Source organism: Jannaschia sp. 2305UL9-9 (assembly GCF_041403465.1).
Lineage (GTDB): Bacteria > Pseudomonadota > Alphaproteobacteria > Rhodobacterales > Rhodobacteraceae > Jannaschia.
Genome location: NZ_JBGEHM010000004.1, coordinates 108,092 through 125,413, shown reverse-complemented (window position 1 = coordinate 125,413; position 17,322 = coordinate 108,092). Strand labels below are relative to the sequence as shown.

General features: G+C 64.1%; 21 protein-coding genes. 10 read left to right on the top strand and 11 right to left on the bottom strand.

What is annotated here, in order from left to right:
- Positions 1-4 precede the first annotated feature (4 nt).
- The 3 genes from V6N07_RS15600 to V6N07_RS15590 all read left to right on the top strand — a co-directional run bounded on the left by V6N07_RS15600 (position 5) and on the right by V6N07_RS15590 (position 1,226).
- On the top strand, positions 5-220 hold the full coding sequence (locus tag V6N07_RS15600; protein WP_371157451.1) for a DUF2007 domain-containing protein: 216 nt from the start codon (positions 5-7) through the stop codon (positions 218-220).
- Positions 217-945 (top strand): tRNA1(Val) (adenine(37)-N6)-methyltransferase, encoded by a 729-nt coding sequence (locus V6N07_RS15595; RefSeq protein ID WP_371157449.1) that lies wholly within the window; start codon positions 217-219, stop codon positions 943-945. The genes V6N07_RS15600 and V6N07_RS15595 overlap by 4 nt, the downstream gene beginning before the upstream one ends.
- Before the next feature lie 104 nt (positions 946-1,049).
- Positions 1,050-1,226: a YdcH family protein gene (locus tag V6N07_RS15590; RefSeq protein WP_371157447.1), complete on the top strand. Its 177-nt coding sequence runs from the start codon at positions 1,050-1,052 to the stop codon at positions 1,224-1,226.
- Positions 1,227-1,278: 52 nt separating this feature from the next.
- Here the strand turns inward: V6N07_RS15590 and gcvA are convergent, their stop codons facing one another.
- The gene (gene gcvA / locus V6N07_RS15585; protein ID WP_371157445.1) at positions 1,279-2,226 is read right to left on the bottom strand and encodes a transcriptional regulator GcvA; all 948 of its coding nucleotides are present in this window, start codon (positions 2,224-2,226) and stop codon (positions 1,279-1,281) included.
- 112 nt (positions 2,227-2,338) lie between these two features.
- Between gcvA and V6N07_RS15580 the strand changes: the two genes are divergently transcribed.
- Complete coding sequence (locus V6N07_RS15580; RefSeq protein ID WP_371157443.1) at positions 2,339-2,476, top strand: hypothetical protein; 138 nt, start codon at positions 2,339-2,341, stop codon at positions 2,474-2,476.
- Positions 2,477-2,572: 96 nt separating this feature from the next.
- On the opposite strand, the gene phbB is transcribed toward V6N07_RS15580, so the two are convergent.
- The 5 genes from phbB to V6N07_RS15555 form a co-directional block, all read right to left on the bottom strand.
- The gene (gene phbB / locus V6N07_RS15575; protein WP_371157441.1) at positions 2,573-3,295 is read right to left on the bottom strand and encodes an acetoacetyl-CoA reductase; all 723 of its coding nucleotides are present in this window, start codon (positions 3,293-3,295) and stop codon (positions 2,573-2,575) included.
- Between the two features lie 16 nt (positions 3,296-3,311).
- Positions 3,312-4,196, bottom strand: coding sequence for a patatin-like phospholipase family protein (locus V6N07_RS15570; protein ID WP_371157439.1), 885 nt, complete (start codon positions 4,194-4,196; stop codon positions 3,312-3,314).
- Between the two features lie 28 nt (positions 4,197-4,224).
- The gene (locus V6N07_RS15565; protein WP_371157437.1) at positions 4,225-5,400 is read right to left on the bottom strand and encodes an acetyl-CoA C-acetyltransferase; all 1,176 of its coding nucleotides are present in this window, start codon (positions 5,398-5,400) and stop codon (positions 4,225-4,227) included.
- A gap of 187 nt (positions 5,401-5,587) precedes the next feature.
- Positions 5,588-6,436 (bottom strand): EAL domain-containing protein, encoded by an 849-nt coding sequence (locus V6N07_RS15560; protein WP_371157435.1) that lies wholly within the window; start codon positions 6,434-6,436, stop codon positions 5,588-5,590.
- Positions 6,437-6,493: 57 nt separating this feature from the next.
- On the bottom strand, positions 6,494-7,054 hold the full coding sequence (locus V6N07_RS15555) for a type 1 glutamine amidotransferase domain-containing protein (RefSeq protein WP_371157433.1): 561 nt from the start codon (positions 7,052-7,054) through the stop codon (positions 6,494-6,496).
- Positions 7,055-7,128: 74 nt separating this feature from the next.
- On the opposite strand from V6N07_RS15555, the gene V6N07_RS15550 reads away from it, so the two are divergent.
- Complete coding sequence (locus V6N07_RS15550) at positions 7,129-7,686, top strand: DNA-3-methyladenine glycosylase I (protein ID WP_371157607.1); 558 nt, start codon at positions 7,129-7,131, stop codon at positions 7,684-7,686.
- Positions 7,687-7,747: 61 nt separating this feature from the next.
- Here V6N07_RS15550 and V6N07_RS15545 read toward each other — a convergent pair whose 3' ends face one another.
- Positions 7,748-8,029, bottom strand: coding sequence for a DUF6476 family protein (locus tag V6N07_RS15545; RefSeq protein WP_371157431.1), 282 nt, complete (start codon positions 8,027-8,029; stop codon positions 7,748-7,750).
- On the opposite strand from V6N07_RS15545, the gene V6N07_RS15540 reads away from it, so the two are divergent.
- The 4 genes from V6N07_RS15540 (at position 8,028) to V6N07_RS15525 (ending at position 10,880) form a co-directional block, all read left to right on the top strand.
- Positions 8,028-9,035 carry an RluA family pseudouridine synthase gene (locus V6N07_RS15540; protein ID WP_371157429.1) on the top strand — a complete coding sequence of 336 codons (1,008 nt, stop codon included), beginning with the start codon at positions 8,028-8,030 and terminating at the stop codon, positions 9,033-9,035. The genes V6N07_RS15545 and V6N07_RS15540 overlap by 2 nt on opposite strands.
- Before the next feature lie 205 nt (positions 9,036-9,240).
- Entirely contained in the window at positions 9,241-10,134 is an 894-nt protein-coding gene (gene rpoH / locus V6N07_RS15535) for an RNA polymerase sigma factor RpoH (RefSeq protein ID WP_371157427.1), read from the top strand.
- 86 nt (positions 10,135-10,220) lie between these two features.
- Positions 10,221-10,595, top strand: a complete 375-nt coding sequence (locus V6N07_RS15530) for a DUF1428 domain-containing protein (protein ID WP_371157425.1) — start codon at positions 10,221-10,223, stop codon at positions 10,593-10,595.
- Between the two features lie 15 nt (positions 10,596-10,610).
- Complete coding sequence (locus V6N07_RS15525; protein WP_371157423.1) at positions 10,611-10,880, top strand: DksA/TraR family C4-type zinc finger protein; 270 nt, start codon at positions 10,611-10,613, stop codon at positions 10,878-10,880.
- A gap of 46 nt (positions 10,881-10,926) precedes the next feature.
- Here V6N07_RS15525 and V6N07_RS15520 read toward each other — a convergent pair whose 3' ends face one another.
- Positions 10,927-12,591, bottom strand: coding sequence for an NAD+ synthase (locus V6N07_RS15520; protein WP_371157421.1), 1,665 nt, complete (start codon positions 12,589-12,591; stop codon positions 10,927-10,929).
- Between the two features lie 164 nt (positions 12,592-12,755).
- On the opposite strand from V6N07_RS15520, the gene V6N07_RS15515 reads away from it, so the two are divergent.
- On the top strand, positions 12,756-14,204 hold the full coding sequence (locus V6N07_RS15515) for an MORN repeat-containing protein (protein ID WP_371157419.1): 1,449 nt from the start codon (positions 12,756-12,758) through the stop codon (positions 14,202-14,204).
- Between the two features lie 58 nt (positions 14,205-14,262).
- Here V6N07_RS15515 and V6N07_RS15510 read toward each other — a convergent pair whose 3' ends face one another.
- From V6N07_RS15510 to V6N07_RS15500, 3 genes are all read right to left on the bottom strand, one after another.
- Positions 14,263-14,868, bottom strand: coding sequence for a hypothetical protein (locus V6N07_RS15510; RefSeq protein ID WP_371157417.1), 606 nt, complete (start codon positions 14,866-14,868; stop codon positions 14,263-14,265).
- A 99-nt stretch (positions 14,869-14,967) separates the two neighbouring features.
- Positions 14,968-16,497: a cryptochrome/photolyase family protein gene (locus tag V6N07_RS15505; protein ID WP_371157415.1), complete on the bottom strand. Its 1,530-nt coding sequence runs from the start codon at positions 16,495-16,497 to the stop codon at positions 14,968-14,970.
- Positions 16,491-17,141, bottom strand: coding sequence for an SDR family NAD(P)-dependent oxidoreductase (locus V6N07_RS15500; RefSeq protein WP_371157414.1), 651 nt, complete (start codon positions 17,139-17,141; stop codon positions 16,491-16,493). Before V6N07_RS15500 ends, V6N07_RS15505 begins: the two co-directional genes overlap by 7 nt.
- Positions 17,142-17,322 lie beyond the last annotated feature (181 nt).

Sequence of the window (17,322 nt, the reverse complement as noted above, 5' to 3'; positions counted from 1 at the left end):
TCGCATGAGAGAATTGCTGCGCACCAATGACCCTACGGTCATCGCCTTCGCCTCCGCCCTCCTCGACGGCGAGGGTATAGACTGCTTCGTTCTGGACGCCAATATCTCGGTCCTCGAAGGATCGATCGGCATTTTGCCGCGGCGGATGATGGTGGCGGACCGCGACCTGTTCCTTGCGCGCGCCGCCCTTACCGACAACGGGCTTGCCGTATCGGAATGACGACACTGACGCGGGATGCCTTTCTCGGGGGGCGCCTGACGCTCTGGCAGCCGCGGGCCGGGTTCCGCGCCGGATCCGATGCGGTGCTCCTGGCAGCGGCCATCGGCGCACGGGCCGGGCACAGCGTTCTGGATCTTGGATGCGGCGTCGGCGCCGCGATGTATTGCCTGGAATGCCGCGTGCCCGGCCTTGTCCTGACGGGGGTGGAAGCACACGGCCCGACCGCCGAATTGGCCCGACGGAACGGGCAGGCCGAAGTTGTGGAGGGCGATGTCCTCGACCTTCCGGCGGATTTGCGCCAACGCCAGTGGACGCATGTGATCGCGAATCCCCCCTATTTCCCGGCGGGGGCCGGATCGCCCGCCGGGCAGGCAGCGCGCGAGGCCGGCCTGCGCGAAGGGGCCCCCGGTGACCTGTCGCGCTGGGCCGAGGTCGCCTGCAGGCGGGTCGCGCCGAAAGGCAGTGTCACCCTGATCGCGCGGGCGGACCGGCTGTCGGACCTGCTTGCGCCAATGGACAAGGCACTGGGGGGTATCGCGATTCTGCCGATCAGTTCCGGGCCGGATCGCCCGGCCGGTCGGGTCATCGTGCAGGGTCGAAAGGGCGCGCGCGCGGCGCTGCGCCTGCTGCCGCCCCTGGTTCTGCATGCCGACGGCGCCTCCGGCGCGTACCGTCCCGAGGCCGAAGCCGTTCTGCGAAACATGCAGTCGCTGGCCCTCGGCTAGATCAATTGCCGTGCAACATTTCGCCACCCCGGCCCGAAACTTCGTGACAGATGCATGACACTCGTGCTGTCCTGACGGGGTACACAACAGCACAGGAGTTAGCCATGTCGCTCACCTCGCACCTTTCCGAACTGCGAAAGAAGCATGAGACGCTCTCCCGACAAGTTGAAGCGGAACAAAGGAACCCGGGATCCGACAGCATCGCGCTCAGCGAGATGAAGAAACGCAAGCTGGCCATCAAGCAACAGATCGAGCGATTGGGACAAGGGACGACCCACTGACGCCATCTGACCCACGTCGAAAGGCCCGCCCCCGTGCGGGCCTTTTTCACGTCTAAAGGGCGCCTGCATCCAGCATTCGGCGTCCGGCACGGTGATCGTCCATCCGGCCAACCTCGTTCGCAAGCCAGTCAAGGAAGGCACGGGTATTCGGCCGCGTTTCGGCGCCCTTGGGGCACAGGACGCGAAAGACCGCACGCGGCACGAGGGCGAGGTCGAAAGGGGCCACCAGCTGTCCCTTCCGCAGGGACGCTTCGGCCAGCGACACCCGCCCCAGAACGACGCCAGCGCCCGATTGTGCCGCGTCGATCGAGTGGTCCGCCTGGCTGAACCGGGGGCCGTGCAGGTCGGGCGCTTCGATTCCCTCGACCCTGAACCAATCCTGCCATGAGACGGAGTTGCGCAGAAAGGCAATGGAATCGTCGAAGATGATCGGCGCGTCGATCAGGCTGGCCGGTGTCGGATACTTCGCGGCAAGGTCGGGATGCATCATCGGCGTAACCCAGTCCTGAATTTCCAGTGCCTTGTGCAGCGTCGCATCATCCGTCCCGTCAGTCGGGCCAAACCGGATCGCGATATCGATGTCGTCCGTCGCGAAGTCGAGCATTCGCAGGGTCGCGGCAAAGCGCAACTCGATCTCGGGATGGTTCTGGGCAAAATCGAACAGGCGAGGGGCCAGCCATTTGGATGTGAACGCAGGGCCCGCGGTGACCGTCAGCAGGCCATTGTCCAAGGTGCGCTTGGCAGACCGCCATCCTGTCGCCAGTGTCTGGAACCCCTCGGAACTTGGCCCCGACAGGGCAATGCCCGCTTCGGTCAGTTCGACCCTGCGGTTCAGACGGCGAAACAGCGGCGCGCCCAGATGCTCCTCGAGGCTCTTGATCTGAAAGCTCAGCGCGGCGGGGGTGACAGACAGCTCCTGAGCCGCTTCCTGGAACGACAGGTGCCGGGCGGCGGCCTCGAAGGCACGCAAGGCGGTCAGAGGGGGGAGGCGTTCGGACATATCAGTTAGATATTTCTTAAGTGAGGGTTTGGAAAGTCTCGTTTGTGCGAACGTTTGAGGCAGGGCATATAGGTTACAGACAACATAAACTTGATTATAGGGAATAGCCGCCATGTTTGAGACGCATACCACACGCACCTACGACGAAGCCTTTGCACGTGCTCGCAAGGAGCGCGCCGCCGCATTCCGGGCGCTGCTGACTTTCCGCCTGCCAAGCTTTGCAATGGGCCGCGCCGCCCGCCACGCCTGATCGAAAAGCCCGCCGCCTTCGGATGAAGGGGCGGACCAAAACCAGAGGTTCGGGACAGGTCGCAAGGGCGACTTGTCCGCATCTTCGTAGCCGTGATCAGCTGAGATATTGTCCGCCATTGGCGGAGATCGTCGATCCGGTGATGAAGCCCGCGTCGTCGGATGTCAGGAATGCGACACAGCGCGCGATTTCATCCGCCTCACCCAGGCGGCCGACCGGGATACCGCCGACGATCACGTCCATGACCTTTTCGGGGATCGTGCTCATCATGTCGGTGTTGATATAGCCGGGGGCGACGACATTGACGGTAATGCCCGCGCGCGCGCCTTCCTGCGCCAAGGACTTGGTAAAGCCGATATCGGCGGCCTTGGACGCGGCATAGTTGGCCTGCGCGAACTGCCCCTTCTGTCCGTTGATCGAACTGATCGTGACGATGCGCCCGAACTTGCGTTCTCGCATGCCGCCCCAGACATTGTGGGTCATGTTGAAGACGCCGTTCAGGTTGGTGTCGATGACGGCATGCCAGTGATCCGGCGTCATCTTGTGGAACGGAGCGTCCCGCGTGATGCCTGCATTGTTCACGAGGATGTCGACCGGGCCCAGATCGGCTTCGACCTGGGCGATGCCAGCCTTGCATTCCTCGTAATCGGCGACGTTCCACTTGTACGTCTTGATCCCCGTCTCTTCCGTGAAAGCGGCGGCTTTCTCATCGTTGCCGGCATAGGTCGCGGCAACCTTGCACCCCTGTTCCTTCAGTGCCTTGGCGATTGCCGCGCCAATGCCCCGGCTTCCCCCGGTCACGAGTGCTGTTCTGGTCATGTTGTTTCCTCCTCTTTCAGTTCCGGGATATTTTATTGCGCCAAAGCTGTCCATCACTACGACCCTGATCCCATGCGGTTTTCAGCAGATCGGGGTCCGTGAAGTCGAGCTTTGCGCCCGGCAGAATGTCTTTTTCGGGTTGGACGTAGGTGCAGCGGCCGTCGTCATCGTCGGGCAGTCTGTGGAATCTTTTGGTCAGCAGGATCAGCGTCGCCCCCTTGTCCGGGACGGGCAGGGGAGCCTTGTCGACCATGCCGCCATCATAGATGGCTTCGCCATCCCATGTGTCGGGGCGAAACGCGGGCGGCACGGTTGCGGCCATACGGACGAGGTCGCGCAATGAGCCGTCGCGCGCCGCCTGACGCGCGTCGATCAGCCGTTGTTCCATACCGGTGACGGCGGACAGGCGCGGCCGCGGCGTTGGTGAGACAAGCTGTTCCAGCTGATAGATCGTGCCGCCCGCAAGGGCCCGCGCCGTCGGAACGGCCGAGGCGCCGGGGGTCGACACGCTGATCTGAAACGCGGGGCCATCGGCGATATCTGCGCAGACCGCGTCCGTCAGGACGTCGCGCAGGATGGCATCGTAGATGCGTTGGTGTGGCGAGCGACCATGCTCCCCATCCATGTCGTCGAGTGCGAGGTTGTCGTCCTGATGGGCGAGTTCCTGACTGAAGCGGTCATATAGCGCCTGTTCGACCCCCGCGATCCAAGCGGCGGCCGACAAGGCGCCACCGGATGATCCGGTGACACGCTCGGGCTTGAATCGGAATGCGTCGGATGCGGCGGCCATGAAGCCGCCGTGCCAGAAACAGCGCAGGCCCCCGCCGGAAAAGACAAGCTGCGCGTAGGGCGCAACTGGTCGATCCGGCGACGGCGCGTGATTGTCAGGGTCGCGCGTCACGTCGCGCGATCCTTCGCCGAACCACCTGTCAGGGACGTTCCACGCAGAGCGCAACGCCCATTCCGCCGCCGATGCACAGCGTGGCGAGGCCTTTCTTGGCGTCGCGGCGCTTCATCTCGAACAGAAGGGTGTTGAGGACGCGACAGCCCGAGGCGCCGATGGGGTGGCCGATGGCGATCGCGCCGCCGTTGACGTTCACGATCGACGGATCCCAGCCCATGTCCTTGTTCACGGCGCAGGCCTGTGCGGCAAAGGCTTCGTTCGCCTCGACCAGGTCGAGATCGTCGACCGTCCAGCCGGCTTTCTCCAGCGCCTTGCGCGACGCATAGATCGGACCGACGCCCATGATCGACGGATCAAGACCGGCGGTCGCGTAGCTTGCGATGCGGGCCAAGGGCTCGATCCCGCGCTTTTCGGCATCGTCGGCGGACATGAGCAAGGTGGCGGCCGCGCCGTCGTTGAGGCCGGAGGCGTTGGCGGCCGTGACGGAGCCGTCTTTCGTGAACGCGGGGCGCAGTTTCTGCATTGCTTCGATCGATGCGCCGTGGCGGATGTATTCGTCCTGATCGACGACGGTGTCACCGCGGCGGCCCTTGACGGTATAGGCGACGATCTCTTCCGCGAACTTGCCGGCCTTTTGCGCCGCCTCGGCCTTGTTCTGGCTGGCGACGGCGAATTCATCCTGCTGATCGCGGCTGATCTGCCATTTCTCGGCAACGTTCTCGGCGGTCTGGCCCATGTGGTAGTTGTTGAATGCGTCCCACAGGCCATCGCGGATCATGGTGTCGATCAGCTTCATGTCGCCCATCTTCTGACCGGCGCGCATCGCCTGTGCGTGCGGGGACAGGGACATGCTTTCCTGCCCGCCGGCGACGACGACAGAGGCATCGCCCAGCATGATGTGCTGCGCACCAAGTGCCACGGCGCGCAGGCCCGAGCCGCAGACCTGGTTGATGCCCCAGGCCGATGCCTCCTGCGGGAGGCCCGCGTTGATGGCGGCCTGGCGGGCGGGGTTCTGGCCTTGCGCGGCGGTCAGCACCTGACCGAGGATCGTCTCCGACACTTCGGATTTGTCGACACCGGCACGGGCGACGACCTCCTCGATGACGGCGCGGCCCAGCTCATGCGCGGGAACGCCGGCGAAAGAACCGAGGAAGCTGCCGACTGGGGTGCGGGCGGCGGAGGCAATCACCACGTTGGTCATAAGGTGCGTCCTTTCTGCGGCCGGGGGGTGGGGCGTTGGCCCCACTTGGCGATAGACCCCCGGCACGGGGATGTGTGCGAAGGCTTAGCAACTCGGCGTTTGCGGCGCAAATGATCTGCGTCAACAGGGGCGGGCGATCAGGCGGGATGTGGCGACCGGACAGGTCCGCGGACGCAGGGTGTGGAGGCTAGCCCGTCAGACCGATCTGATCGGCTGGCCGGCCTTGGTCGGTGGGGTGGAACCACGTTGGTTTCGTCTCCGGGGCGCCGTAGTAGAAACCCTGCAGGCAATCGATACCGGCATTCACGAGAAACTGTGCCTCTGCCCGTGTTTCGACCTTTTCGGCAATTGTGAACATGTCGAACTGCTGCCCTATGGTGATGAGGGCATTGAGAATACACTGATTGTCCGGGTCGCGGTCGCAGGCCTGCACGAAGCTGCCATCGATCTTGAGGATGTCGAAATAGAACTGCTTGAGGTAGCGGAACGATGTCTGACCCGCGCCGAAGTCATCGAGCGCGAAGGTGATGCCCTGATCCTGAAGCTCTGCCATGAAGGTCTTGACCAGCTCCGGCACCAGCATGGCCGAGGATTCCGTGATTTCGAGGATCAGCCGTTCGCCAAGCGTGTCGTCGCGGGCAAGCCAGCGCTTGAGAACCTGCGTCCACTTCGAGTAGCCGATGGACCGGGCCGACATGTTGATGGACAGGCGCAGATGGGGATGTCTGGCCAGCGCCCCGAAGCCGAGGCGCAGCGCCGCAACGTCGATATCCCGGCCCAGCTGGTCGGTTTCGACGACATCCATGAACTGCGCGGCAGGGATGACCCTGCCCGTATCATCAAGCACACGGATCAGCCCCTCATGAAAGGCGGCCGTGCCGGATGTGGCGGATACGACAGGTTGAAAGGCAAGCGCCACGTTGCCCGCATTCAGCGCCTGCCGCACCATGTCGAGTATCCCGCGATCACGGTCCGACACCGCATAGCTGAGCGGATCATGATCACTGGCATCGTCGAGGGTGGGTCGGCGTGGCATGGCATGTTCCCGGCAATTTCGTCCCGGGACCGTGGCACGCCGACCCTTTCCGTAATGTTAAGCCGCGAGGTCTTCGTGGCGGCCTTCTTCGACTTCCTCGACGATCTTTGCCACGAAGGCATCGAGGTCGTCGGGATTGCGGCTGGTGATGATGGCGTCTTCACAGGCCACCGGCTTGTCCACGACCTTGCCGCCGGCATTCGCCAGATCGGTGCGGACGCTGGGCCACGCGGTCACTTCGCGACCTTCGACGAGGCCCGCGTCGATCAGCAACCATGGCGCATGGCAGACAGCCGCGATGGGCTTGCCCGCATCCGCGAACCGCTTGATCAGGGAAATCACGTCCTCGTTCAGGCGCAGCGTGTCGGGATTGATCTGGCCACCGGGCAGGACAAGCGCGTGGTAGTCCTTGTCCGAGATGTCGGTCAGTGCATGGTCCACGTCAACGGTGCTGTCCCAGTCGGGACCGGTCCAGCCCTTGATCTTCTCGCCGTCCGGGCTGACGACATGAACGGTTGCGCCATGTTCGCGCAGCTTGTCGCGCGGCACTTCCAGTTCAGATTGCTCGAACCCGTTGGTGGCGACGATCAGGATTTTTGCGTCTGCGATCTTGGTCATGATGATGTCCTTTCGATTGCATGTCTGACGGCACAACAGGCAGGGTGGCGTTCAAGTTCCAAAAGGGTGACGCCATGGAAAGATGCAGCTGGGTCGGATCCGATCCGATCTACGAGGCCTATCACGATACAGAGTGGGGGGTGCCGGAACGGGACAGCCGCGCCCTGTGGGAGAAGCTGGTCCTCGACGGGTTTCAGGCGGGGCTCAGCTGGATCACCATTCTGAAGAAGCGCGAGAATTTCCGCGTCGCCTTCGAAGGGTTCGATCCCGAGGTCATCGCGCGCTGGGGTGACGCGGACGTGGAGCGTCTGTTGCGGAACCCCGGCATCATCCGTCACCGTGGCAAGATCGAGGCAACCATCGGCAACGCGCGCGCCTTCCTGGAAATCGGCGATTTCTCGGCGTGGTGCTGGGATTACGTCGATGGCGCGCCGCTGCAGCCGCGGTTCGCAAGCCAGGGCGACGTGCCGACGCAGACGCCCCTGTCACAACGCATGTCAAAAGACCTCAAGGCCGCCGGGTTCAAGTTCTGCGGGCCGACCATCGTTTATGCATGGATGGAGGCCGTGGGCATGGTCAACGATCACACCCTGCAATGCCACCGTCACCATCCGGTTGCCCTGCTGGGCTAGCCATTCCTGCCTGCCGATGCGTTCGTCAGGGCGGCTCCTGTAGGCGACACGGGCACCATGCTCAGTCCAGCGGGATTTCCCGCTGGAACGTGCCGTCCGGCGCAAAGATCAGAAGGCGATCATCGGTCGTCGTCGCCAACCAACGCGTCGGTGTCTCAGTGATCGCATGGATGTCCGTCCCCTCGGGCACGGACAGCATATCGGTCGAGATCGGCGCAGGCGCGCGCAGGCGGGTGACAAGCACCACCACGACCGTTAACAGCCCTCCGATCATCACCACTGTCAAAACCGTGACCAGAATGCGCAGAAACCGCAGGTTGGCCGGTTCGGGAAGCTGTTCCATGTCTTCAGACACGCGCGTCACCTTTGTCATTGCGGCCGATCCGCCGTCGCGTCTCGATAAGGCAATTGCACGGGACGTGCCAGCGGGCGCGCATCTGTCGCGGTCCCGCCTGTCGCGTTTGCTGGAGGAAGGTCGCGTCACGCGGAACGGACTGCCTGTCGCCGCACGTGACAAGGTGGCCGAAGGGGACGAGATCGTCGTGACCGTGCCGGTCGCGGATGACCCCGACACGCGGGCAGAGGACATACCGCTGGACGTGGTGCATGAGGATGCCGACCTGATCGTCATAAACAAGCCTGCGGGGATGGTGGTGCACCCGGCACCGGGGTCGCCCGGTGGCACCCTGGTCAATGCGTTGCTGCATCATTTCGGTGGGGCGTTGTCGGGGGTGGGCGGTGCGCGGCGCCCCGGTATCGTGCACAGGATCGACAAGGACACCTCGGGCCTTCTGGTCGTCGCGAAATCCGACGCGGCCCATCACGGACTGGCCGCCCAGTTCGAGGCGCATTCGGCGCAACGTCGCTATGTCGCCGTCTGTTACGGTGTGCCGGATGGCGGTGATCCACGGCTGCGTGGCACCCGTGGCGTAAGCTGGGAATCAGGCGATATCCTGAAGATCACCACCCGGCTGGATCGGCACCGCACCGACCGGCAGAAACAGGCTGTCACATGGGATGGCGGCCGTCATGCCGTGACGCGGGCGCGCACCCTGCAGGATTTCGGGGCCGCGGCCCTGATCGAATGCTGGCTGGAAACCGGACGAACCCACCAGATCAGGGTGCATATGGCGCATGCGGGACACGCCTTGATCGGCGATCCGACCTACGGCGGGCACCGTCGTCTGCCGCGCGATCATCCGGGGGCCGAGGCCGTGGCCCGGTTCGCACGCCAGGCGCTGCATGCCGAGAGTCTTGGGTTCGTCCATCCGGTCAGCGGCAAGGAGCTGTCGTTCTCGGCCCCGATTCCGGATGACATGCAAGCGCTGCTTGACGCTTTGGCTGGCTGACGCCGGCGCGTAGGATTGTCACGCACTTGTGCGCTTGTGCAGGTTTATCCCGGTTCGCCGTAAGGTTATGTTCGTTTCGGAGCAGCCAAGCCGCGTCGCGCCGTTGGCGATATCATCTCGCCATGGAACGACTTGAAATGACGGACGTTGCGTCCCATCTGGAAACCGACGGGTGTTAATGCCCTTAACATGAGGGAGATTTCCCATGGCCACCTATGCAAATCTGCCAGCCCCCTCTCCCGAGCAGGGGTTGAACCGCTATCTGCAGGAAATTCGCAAGTTCCCGATGCTGGAGCCCGAGCAGGAATACATGCTCGCCAAGCGTTGGGTCGAGGAAGAGGACACCGATGCCGCGCATCAGATGGTGACGTCTCACCTGCGTCTCGCGGCCAAGATCGCCATGGGGTATCGCGGCTACGGCCTGCCGCAGGCGGAGGTCATCTCCGAGGCCAACGTCGGCCTGATGCAGGCCGTCAAGAAGTTCGACCCCGAGAAGGGGTTCCGCCTTGCGACATATGCGATGTGGTGGATCCGGGCGGCGATTCAGGAATACGTCCTTCGGTCGTGGTCGATGGTCAAACTGGGCACGACAAGCGCGCAGAAGAAGCTGTTCTTCAACCTGCGCAAGGCCAAGAACCGCATCGGCGCCTTGGAAGAAGGGGATCTGCGTCCCGAAAACGTGGCCCGCATTGCGACCGACCTAGGCGTGACCGAGGCCGAAGTCACCTCCATGAACCGGCGGATGTCGGGCGGCGACGCCTCGCTGAACGTTCAGGTGGGAACCGACGGCGATTCGTCGACGCAGTGGCAGGACTGGCTTGCCGATGACGACGCCGATCAGGCCGAGGATTTTGCCGAGCGGGATGAATACGACGCGCGCATCGGCCTGATGACGGAGGCTATGGATGTGCTGAACGACCGTGAGAAGGACATCCTGGCCCAGCGTCGTCTGTCGGAAGAGACGGTGACGCTGGAGGATCTGTCCGCCAAGTACAACGTCAGCCGCGAACGGATCCGGCAGATCGAGGTGCGCGCCTTCGAGAAGCTGCAGAAGCGGGTTCGGGAACTGGCCCGCGAAAAGGGCATGGTCCCGGCCTGACGCGTGGTGATTGACGGGTAACCGACGGGCGGCTCGTGCGAGGGCCGCCCTTTTGCTATGATGGGGGCCGCAAAGGAGACCCGATCATGAGCTATTTCGCAGGGTTCGTTGCCGCCGTTCCGGCCGACGCCAAGGACGCCTATATCGCCCACGCGCAGGAATCGTGGGAGGTCATCTTCAAGCCTCTCGGTGCCCTGCGCCTGACAGAGACATGGGGCGACGACGTGCCCGAAGGCGAAATCACGTCCTTTCCCATGGCCGTGAAACGTGCCGAAGGCGAGGTCGTTGTCTTTTCGTGGATCGAATGGCCCGACAAGGCCACGCATGATGCGGCCAACGCCAGGATGTTCGATCAAGATCCGGAGTTTGCGGAGAAGCTGGCCGCCATGGGCGAAATGCCGTTCGACGGCAAACGCATGATTTACGGCGGGTTCGAGGAGGTCCTCGACCTGCAATCCTGAGACGGAGGAAGTGCAATGGCAGGTGGCTGGACACGCGACGGTGCGGTCGCGGAACAGATCGAGGCGTCCATTCAGGACGAGCTTGCGCGCCTGAAAGCCGCGAGGGCCCCGCAGGGCGAAAGCCTGATGCATTGCGCGGACTGCGAAGAGCCGATTTCCGAAGCCCGGCGCAAGGCGGTGCCGGGGGTGAAACTGTGCATCGATTGTGCGGCCGAGCGCGATGGACAGCGACGCGCACGGGGTGGAATCAACCGGCGCGGATCGAAGGACTCCCAGTTGAAGTAACATCGCCGCCGTGGACGGTGACGACCGTGCGCGGGGCGTGGCGGGATCAGCTTGGATCGCGCCAGCGGTTGACGATGGGATAACGGCGGTCGAGCCAGAAGGCGCGCTGCGACAGGCGTGCGCCGGGGGCCGATTGGAACCGCTTGTATTCCGACAGGTAGATCAGCTTTTCGATATGCTTGACCGTGTCGCGGTCGTGCCCGGCGTCAACCACTTGTTCGACCGATTCCTCATCGTCCACGAGGCGTTTCAGGATATCGTCCAGCACCGGGTAGGGCGGCAGGCTGTCCTCATCCTTCTGGTCTTCGCGCAACTCGGCCGAGGGCGGCTTGTCGATCACCCGCTGCGGCATGACCTCGCCGGCCGGGCCCTTGAACCAGTCGACGGTGTTGGCATTACGCCAGCGGCAAACCTCGAACAGGTCGGTCTTGTAGAGGTCCTTGACCGGGTTGTAGCCGCCCGACATGTCGCCATAGATCGTGGCATAGCCCACCGCGACCTCGGACTTGTTGCCGGTGGTCAACAGCATCTCGCCGAACTTGTTCGACAGCGCCATGAGCAGCAGGCCGCGCAGGCGGGACTGGATGTTTTCCTCGGTCAGGTCAGCGGTCGTGCCTTCGAACAGGGGCGCCAGGGTTTCGGTGATCGCGCTGCGGCCTGCGGCAATGGGCAGCGTGTCGAGACGGCATCCCAGCCGTTCCGCGACACCGCGCGCGTCCTCCAGCGAATGGTCGGAAGTGTATTCGGACGGCAGCATGACGCAGCGGACGTTGTCGGCGCCCAGCGCATCCACCGCGATGGCCGCCACGATCGCGCTGTCGACCCCGCCCGACAGGCCGAGCAGCGCCTGTTTGAACCCGGCCTTGGCCATGTAGTCGCGCAGGGCCACGACCATCGCGCGGTAATCGGCGCCGGGGCCGGTCGGTTGCGGCACAAGATCCCCCTTGCGCGCGGACCAACCGGTATCGGTCCGGTCGAAATCGACGTGGGTGATCGCGTCCTCGAAAGCGTGCAGGTGGTGCATCAACGCGCCGCCCGCGTTCACCACGAAGGATGCACCGTCGAAGATCTGATCGTCCTGTCCGCCGACGAGGTTGAGATAGGCCAGCGGCAAGCCCGTTTCGACGGTCCGCGCGACCATGTGGGCATATCGGACGTCCTGCTTTCCGCGGAAATACGGGGACCCGTTTGGGACCACCAGAATCTCGGCCCCGGTTTCAGCCAGCGTTTCGGCAACGTCGTCGAACCACGCATCCTCGCAGATCGGGGTGCCGAGGCGGACGCCATTGACGACATAGGGGCCGGAGACATCGCCGCTTTCGAAATAGCGCTTTTCGTCGAAAACCTTGTAGTTCGGCAGGTGGTGCTTGACGACCTCGGCCAGAACCTTGCCGTTCTGGGCCACGACCCAGGCGTTATAGGGTTTCTCCGCGCCCACGGGCCACAGGGGTGCGCCGATGCCGAGGGCGGGCCCGTCCGCACAATCGGCGATGAGGGCGTTCAGGTGCCGCTGTGCGTCGGCCACGAAGGCCGGTTTGCGCACGAGGTCCAGCGGTTGATACCCCGTCAGGAACATTTCCGGCAGCGCGACCATGTCGGCGCCTGCGGCCTTGCCCTCGGCCCAGGCGGCGCGTGCCCGGTCCGCGTTGCCCGCGATGTCGCCCATCACGGGGTTCAGCTGTGCCATGGTCAGGCGAAAGGTATCGGTCATGGCGCAGGGTCCCCGCAGTTGGTCGCGGGCTGTGACCTAGCGCGCCGGGGGGGCGGGGGGAAGCGCCGATGCGCCGCACCACAGCACATGGGATGTTGCGACCGGGCTGCGCATTGCCTAGCGTCCTCGCGCAAAGTGATTGCAGCGGGCAGGTGGGGACCTCGATGACGCGACTATACGGATTGACGCTAAGTGCAGCCTTGCTGACGACGACTGCGATGGTTGGCGCGCAGGACGTTGTGACCAAGCAATACGAAGGCGGCGGTGTCTACGAGGGGACATTCCGTGACGGGCGCCAGGACGGAACCGGCACCTACACCCTGCCGTCGGGCTACGTCTATACCGGCGAATGGGTGGACGGCGAGATCCGGGGCGAGGGGCGTGCGACATACCCCGACGGCTCTATCTTCGAAGGTACCTTCGCAGAAGGAGAGCCGAACGGGACAGGCCGCATCATCTTTGCCGACGGCAGCACCTACGAGGGCGAATGGGTCGCCGGTCGCATCGAGGGCGAAGGTGTGGCCGACTATGCCGATGGCACCCGGTATACCGGTGGCTTCGTCAACGCGCTGCACGATGGCCAGGGCGTGATGGAGAGCCCCAACGGCTATCGCTACGAAGGGGGGTGGTCTGCCGGCGTCAAGGAAGGCGAAGGGCGGATCACCTATCCCGACGGCTCTACCTACGAAGGGGGCATGGTCGGCAACCTGCGCGAGGGGCAGGGGGTGCTGCGCACGCCCGACGGCCTGATCTATGACGGCGCATGGGAAGCCGGTCAGATCAACGGTGTCGGCACCCTTTCCCAGCCGAACGGCGATGTCTACACCGGCACGCTGGTCGACGGGCAACGGGATGGGCAGGGTCAGGTGACCTATGCGAACGGCGACACCTACGAGGGGGATTTCGTCGCCGATCGCCGCCACGGACAGGGCACGTTCAACGGAACGGACGGCTACGTCTATTCGGGTGAATGGGTCGAGGGACGGATCGAAGGCGTGGGCGAAGTGACCTATCCCGACGGATCCGTCTACGTGGGCACGTTCAAGGATGATCTCGCCGATGGCGAAGGCAAGATCACCTATGTCGACGGGGCAACCTACGAAGGCGGCTGGACGGCCGGTGTGATCGATGGGCAGGGCCGCGCGGAATACCCCAATGGCCTTGTCTACGAAGGCAATTTCGTGAACGCCCAGAACGATGGTTTCGGCGTCATGACGTTCACCGACGGCTACCGCTACGAAGGTGAATGGAAACAGGGCCTGCGCCACGGTCAGGGCACCGCCACCTATGCCGATGGAACGGTCTATGAAGGCGCGTTCGTCGACGGACAGCGGCAGGGGCAGGGCAAGATCGTCATGGCCGACGGATTTACCTACGAAGGCGGCTGGGAGGCTGGCGAAATCGCGGGCGAGGGGGTCGCCACCTATGCCAATGGCGATGTCTACGAAGGATCCTTCGCCGCCGGGCGGCGTCAGGGTCCGGGCACGATGCGCTATGCCACCGGACAGGTCGAGCGTGGCCGTTGGAACGCGGGCGCCTTGGCCGAGAAAGAGCCGGATCCAGCAGAAGGCAACGCCGAAGACGCCGCCCCTGAAACGGGTGACGGCGACTGATCATCCGATCCGCGGTCAGGCCCGTCCCGGGCGATGGCGGGGGGCTTGCCCCCCGCGTTCAATCCTCGGGAAGGTTCGCCGCGATTTCGGCCCACATCGCGGACAGGACCGGCCGCGGTTGGATGTCGATGATCGGCATGTCCGCATCCAGCAGGGCATCCAGCATCAAAAGCTGTTTGTGGCTGTCGACGCGGTTCTCGTGGATCAGCGCGACAAGCGGCTGACCCTGATCGTCGGCAATCAGAAGGTCGACGGTCAGGTTGCAGAGGGGGTCATATTCCTCGTTCGCTTCGGCCGAAACGAGAAACGCATTGAGGGCCACACCTGCATGGATGGTGCAGGTCGGGGCCTCGGCCTCCAACCGGTCCTGCAGCCAGCTGTGAAGCTTGATGTCGCGCGTGGTCATCAGGGGCTTGGTGCGAACCGTGCCTTCGGGGATGTTCTGCGCCACGACGCCACTGCGCCGCTTGGGCGCTTTACCCCCCGCCGCAAGGGATTTGGCCCGTTCGATCGCGCCCTTGGCCGCACCCCATTCGTTCGCCCAGGATCCCGATCCGCGAAGGTCGTCCGCAGGCGCGCCGCGCGGCACGGGCCGCGGATCGTCGGCGTCGCTTCCCCCGGACAGGCGGGAGACGGCTTTGTTGAGAAATCGGTCGAACTGCATTTTGCTTGTCCCTCGGGCATGGGGCGGTTTTTGCCTTTGTGACCCGATGGCGGGGCGGAAATGCGGCAGGGTGGCGGAAAATGCGCGGTCATTTCCGCCCTAGACGCGATCCCCTGCATCGAGCCGTGCAAGGATGGCATCCCCGTCCGCGATGACGGTGGCGCGGCGGTCCGCGTCCATCCGGTCCCATGTCGCATACATCTGTGCCATGCGCGGATTGTTTTCGAACCGGTCGCGGTGACGGTCCATGAAATGCCAGTACAGCAGGTTGAACGGACAGGCCCCGTCGCCTGTCTTCTTGCTGACGGAATAGGCGCATTCCTTGCAGTAGTCGGACATCTTGTTGATGTAATTGCCGCCCGACACATAGGGTTTCGATCCGACCACCCCACCATCGGCCCATTGCGACATGCCGATGACGTTCGGTGCCTCGACCCATTCGTAGGCGTCGGCGTAGACGACAAGATACCATTCATGCACCTGATGTGGGTCCAGACCCGCAAGCAGGGCGAAGTTGCCGGTCACCATCAGGCGCTGGATATGGTGGGCATAGGCCTCGGCCAGCGTCGTGCCGATGGCCTGCGCCATGCAGCGCATGTCGGTGTCGGCGGTCCAGTAGAATTCCGGCAGGTCGCGGGTATGAGCCAGCTCGTTGCGCGTCGTGTAATCAGGCCCTTCGCGGAAATAGATGCCGCGGATGTATTCCCGCCAACCGATGATCTGCCGTATGAACCCTTCGGCCGCGTTGATCGGGACGTGATCGTCCTTCCATGCCTGTTCGGCCGCCTCGCAGACCTCGCGCCAGCCCAGAAGGCCGGCGTTGATGTAGACCGACAGGATCGCATGATACAGAAACGGCTGATCGGCCACCATCGCATCCTGGTAGTCGCCATATAGCGGCAGGCCATGGTCGATGAAGTGATCCAGCGCCGCAAGCGCCCCATCCCGATCCGTCGCGAACCAGAAATCGTCCAGCGCGCCATACCGGTTGCCGAACCGTGTGCGCACCAGTTCGATCACCTCTTCGGTGATCTCGTCGGGGGTGTGCCGCAGGGGGCCGATCGGATTCAAGCCCTTGGCAGGCGGCTTGCGGTTGTCGTGATCGTAATTCCACTTGCCGCCCGCCGGATTGTCGCCATCCATCATCAGGCCCGTCTTGCGGCGCATGTCGCGATAGAACCACTCCATCCGCAATTCCTTGCGGTCCTTTGCCCAAGCCTCGAACTCCGCATGGCTGGCAAGGAACCGGGTGTCCGGGAACAGGTGAACGGGCAGGGGGGCGTCCTCCAGCGCGCTGATCAGGCGAAATTCACCGGGCTCCGTTGCGATGACCTCCTCGGCGCCTGTCGCCTCGGCGGCGCGCAGCAGCTCACCGGGGATCGAATGCGTGTTCTCCGGATCGTCGAGCACCGTATAGCGCACCGTCCAGCCCGCGTCGCGCAAACGGGCCGCGTGCTTGCGCATCGCGGCGAACAGAAAGGCGATCTTGCGCGGGTGGTGGGGCACATAGTCCGTCTCGGCATGAACCTCGGCCATCACGACGGTATCGGTGGCCTGATCGCCCTCGGCCAGCGCGGACAGGTCGTCGGACAGCTGGTCGCCGAGAACGAGGATCAGCCGCCCTACCATTCGATGGCCGTCCCGGCATAGTCGAAGAACCCGCCCGTCTGGGACGGGTCGAGGCCCATCAGTACCTCTACGAGATTTGCGGCTGCCTCTGCGGCGCTGACCTTGGGGGCCTTGTATCCTTCGGTAAAGGCGGTCTCGACAGTGCCCGGATGCAGGGCGACGACGACGGATTGCCTGCGCCGCCGACCGATCTCGATCGCTGCGCCATGGGTGATCTGATTGGCCGCCGCCTTTGCCGCCCGATAGCTGTACCAGCCGCCCATCCGGTTGTCGCCGATGGACCCGACCCGCGCCGTCAGAACCCCCACGCGCGCGGCATCCGACAGATGCGGGGCAAGATGCTTGAGCAGCAGGGCAGGGCCGACGGCGTTCACCGCAAAGGTCTGCGCCATGGCCCGGGCGTCGATCGCGTCGAGCGACTTTTCAGGTTGCGCCCCATCCGGTGCAAGGATGCCGGTCGCGATGATGGCAAGGTCCACCGGGCGGCCGATGCCGGACAGGGCGCGCATGACCGACCCCTCGTCCGTGACGTCCAATCCGTCGTTGCGTCGGCTGAACCGGGTGACGTCGTGCGTTTTGCCAAGGTGGTCGGCCAGGGCCGCCCCGATACCGCCCGAGGCGCCGATGATGACTGCGTGTTCCATACCAGAGGCAGCTAGACGGCGGACCGCGTCCTTCAAGCCCGTTTCGCTCCCCGTGTCCTGCGCGATCGACACGGCGCGGTCCCGCGACGCGACGCGGGATTTTTCCCTTTCTTCCGGGCGCGAAATCCGTATCTATGGCGATATGACGCAAGACCTGATCCTGGACCTTCTTCTTACCCGC

What these genes read in the sequence shown, in the direction of transcription:
- V6N07_RS15600 (WP_371157451.1), top strand. Translation starts at nt 5, where the DNA reads ATGAGAGAATTGCTGCGCACCAATGACCCTACGGTCATCGCCTTCGCC.
- V6N07_RS15595 (WP_371157449.1), top strand. Translation starts at nt 217, where the DNA reads ATGACGACACTGACGCGGGATGCCTTTCTCGGGGGGCGCCTGACGCTC.
- V6N07_RS15590 (WP_371157447.1), top strand. Translation starts at nt 1,050, where the DNA reads ATGTCGCTCACCTCGCACCTTTCCGAACTGCGAAAGAAGCATGAGACG.
- gcvA (WP_371157445.1), bottom strand. Translation starts at nt 2,226, where the DNA reads ATGTCCGAACGCCTCCCCCCTCTGACCGCCTTGCGTGCCTTCGAGGCC.
- V6N07_RS15580 (WP_371157443.1), top strand. Translation starts at nt 2,339, where the DNA reads ATGTTTGAGACGCATACCACACGCACCTACGACGAAGCCTTTGCACGT.
- phbB (WP_371157441.1), bottom strand. Translation starts at nt 3,295, where the DNA reads ATGACCAGAACAGCACTCGTGACCGGGGGAAGCCGGGGCATTGGCGCG.
- V6N07_RS15565 (WP_371157437.1), bottom strand. Translation starts at nt 5,400, where the DNA reads ATGACCAACGTGGTGATTGCCTCCGCCGCCCGCACCCCAGTCGGCAGC.
- V6N07_RS15560 (WP_371157435.1), bottom strand. Translation starts at nt 6,436, where the DNA reads ATGCCACGCCGACCCACCCTCGACGATGCCAGTGATCATGATCCGCTC.
- V6N07_RS15555 (WP_371157433.1), bottom strand. Translation starts at nt 7,054, where the DNA reads ATGACCAAGATCGCAGACGCAAAAATCCTGATCGTCGCCACCAACGGG.
- V6N07_RS15550 (WP_371157607.1), top strand. Translation starts at nt 7,129, where the DNA reads ATGGAAAGATGCAGCTGGGTCGGATCCGATCCGATCTACGAGGCCTAT.
- V6N07_RS15540 (WP_371157429.1), top strand. Translation starts at nt 8,028, where the DNA reads ATGTCTTCAGACACGCGCGTCACCTTTGTCATTGCGGCCGATCCGCCG.
- V6N07_RS15545 (WP_371157431.1), bottom strand. Translation starts at nt 8,029, where the DNA reads ATGGAACAGCTTCCCGAACCGGCCAACCTGCGGTTTCTGCGCATTCTG.
- rpoH (WP_371157427.1), top strand. Translation starts at nt 9,241, where the DNA reads ATGGCCACCTATGCAAATCTGCCAGCCCCCTCTCCCGAGCAGGGGTTG.
- V6N07_RS15530 (WP_371157425.1), top strand. Translation starts at nt 10,221, where the DNA reads ATGAGCTATTTCGCAGGGTTCGTTGCCGCCGTTCCGGCCGACGCCAAG.
- V6N07_RS15525 (WP_371157423.1), top strand. Translation starts at nt 10,611, where the DNA reads ATGGCAGGTGGCTGGACACGCGACGGTGCGGTCGCGGAACAGATCGAG.
- V6N07_RS15520 (WP_371157421.1), bottom strand. Translation starts at nt 12,591, where the DNA reads ATGACCGATACCTTTCGCCTGACCATGGCACAGCTGAACCCCGTGATG.
- V6N07_RS15515 (WP_371157419.1), top strand. Translation starts at nt 12,756, where the DNA reads ATGACGCGACTATACGGATTGACGCTAAGTGCAGCCTTGCTGACGACG.
- V6N07_RS15510 (WP_371157417.1), bottom strand. Translation starts at nt 14,868, where the DNA reads ATGCAGTTCGACCGATTTCTCAACAAAGCCGTCTCCCGCCTGTCCGGG.
- V6N07_RS15505 (WP_371157415.1), bottom strand. Translation starts at nt 16,497, where the DNA reads ATGGTAGGGCGGCTGATCCTCGTTCTCGGCGACCAGCTGTCCGACGAC.
- V6N07_RS15500 (WP_371157414.1), bottom strand. Translation starts at nt 17,141, where the DNA reads ATGGAACACGCAGTCATCATCGGCGCCTCGGGCGGTATCGGGGCGGCC.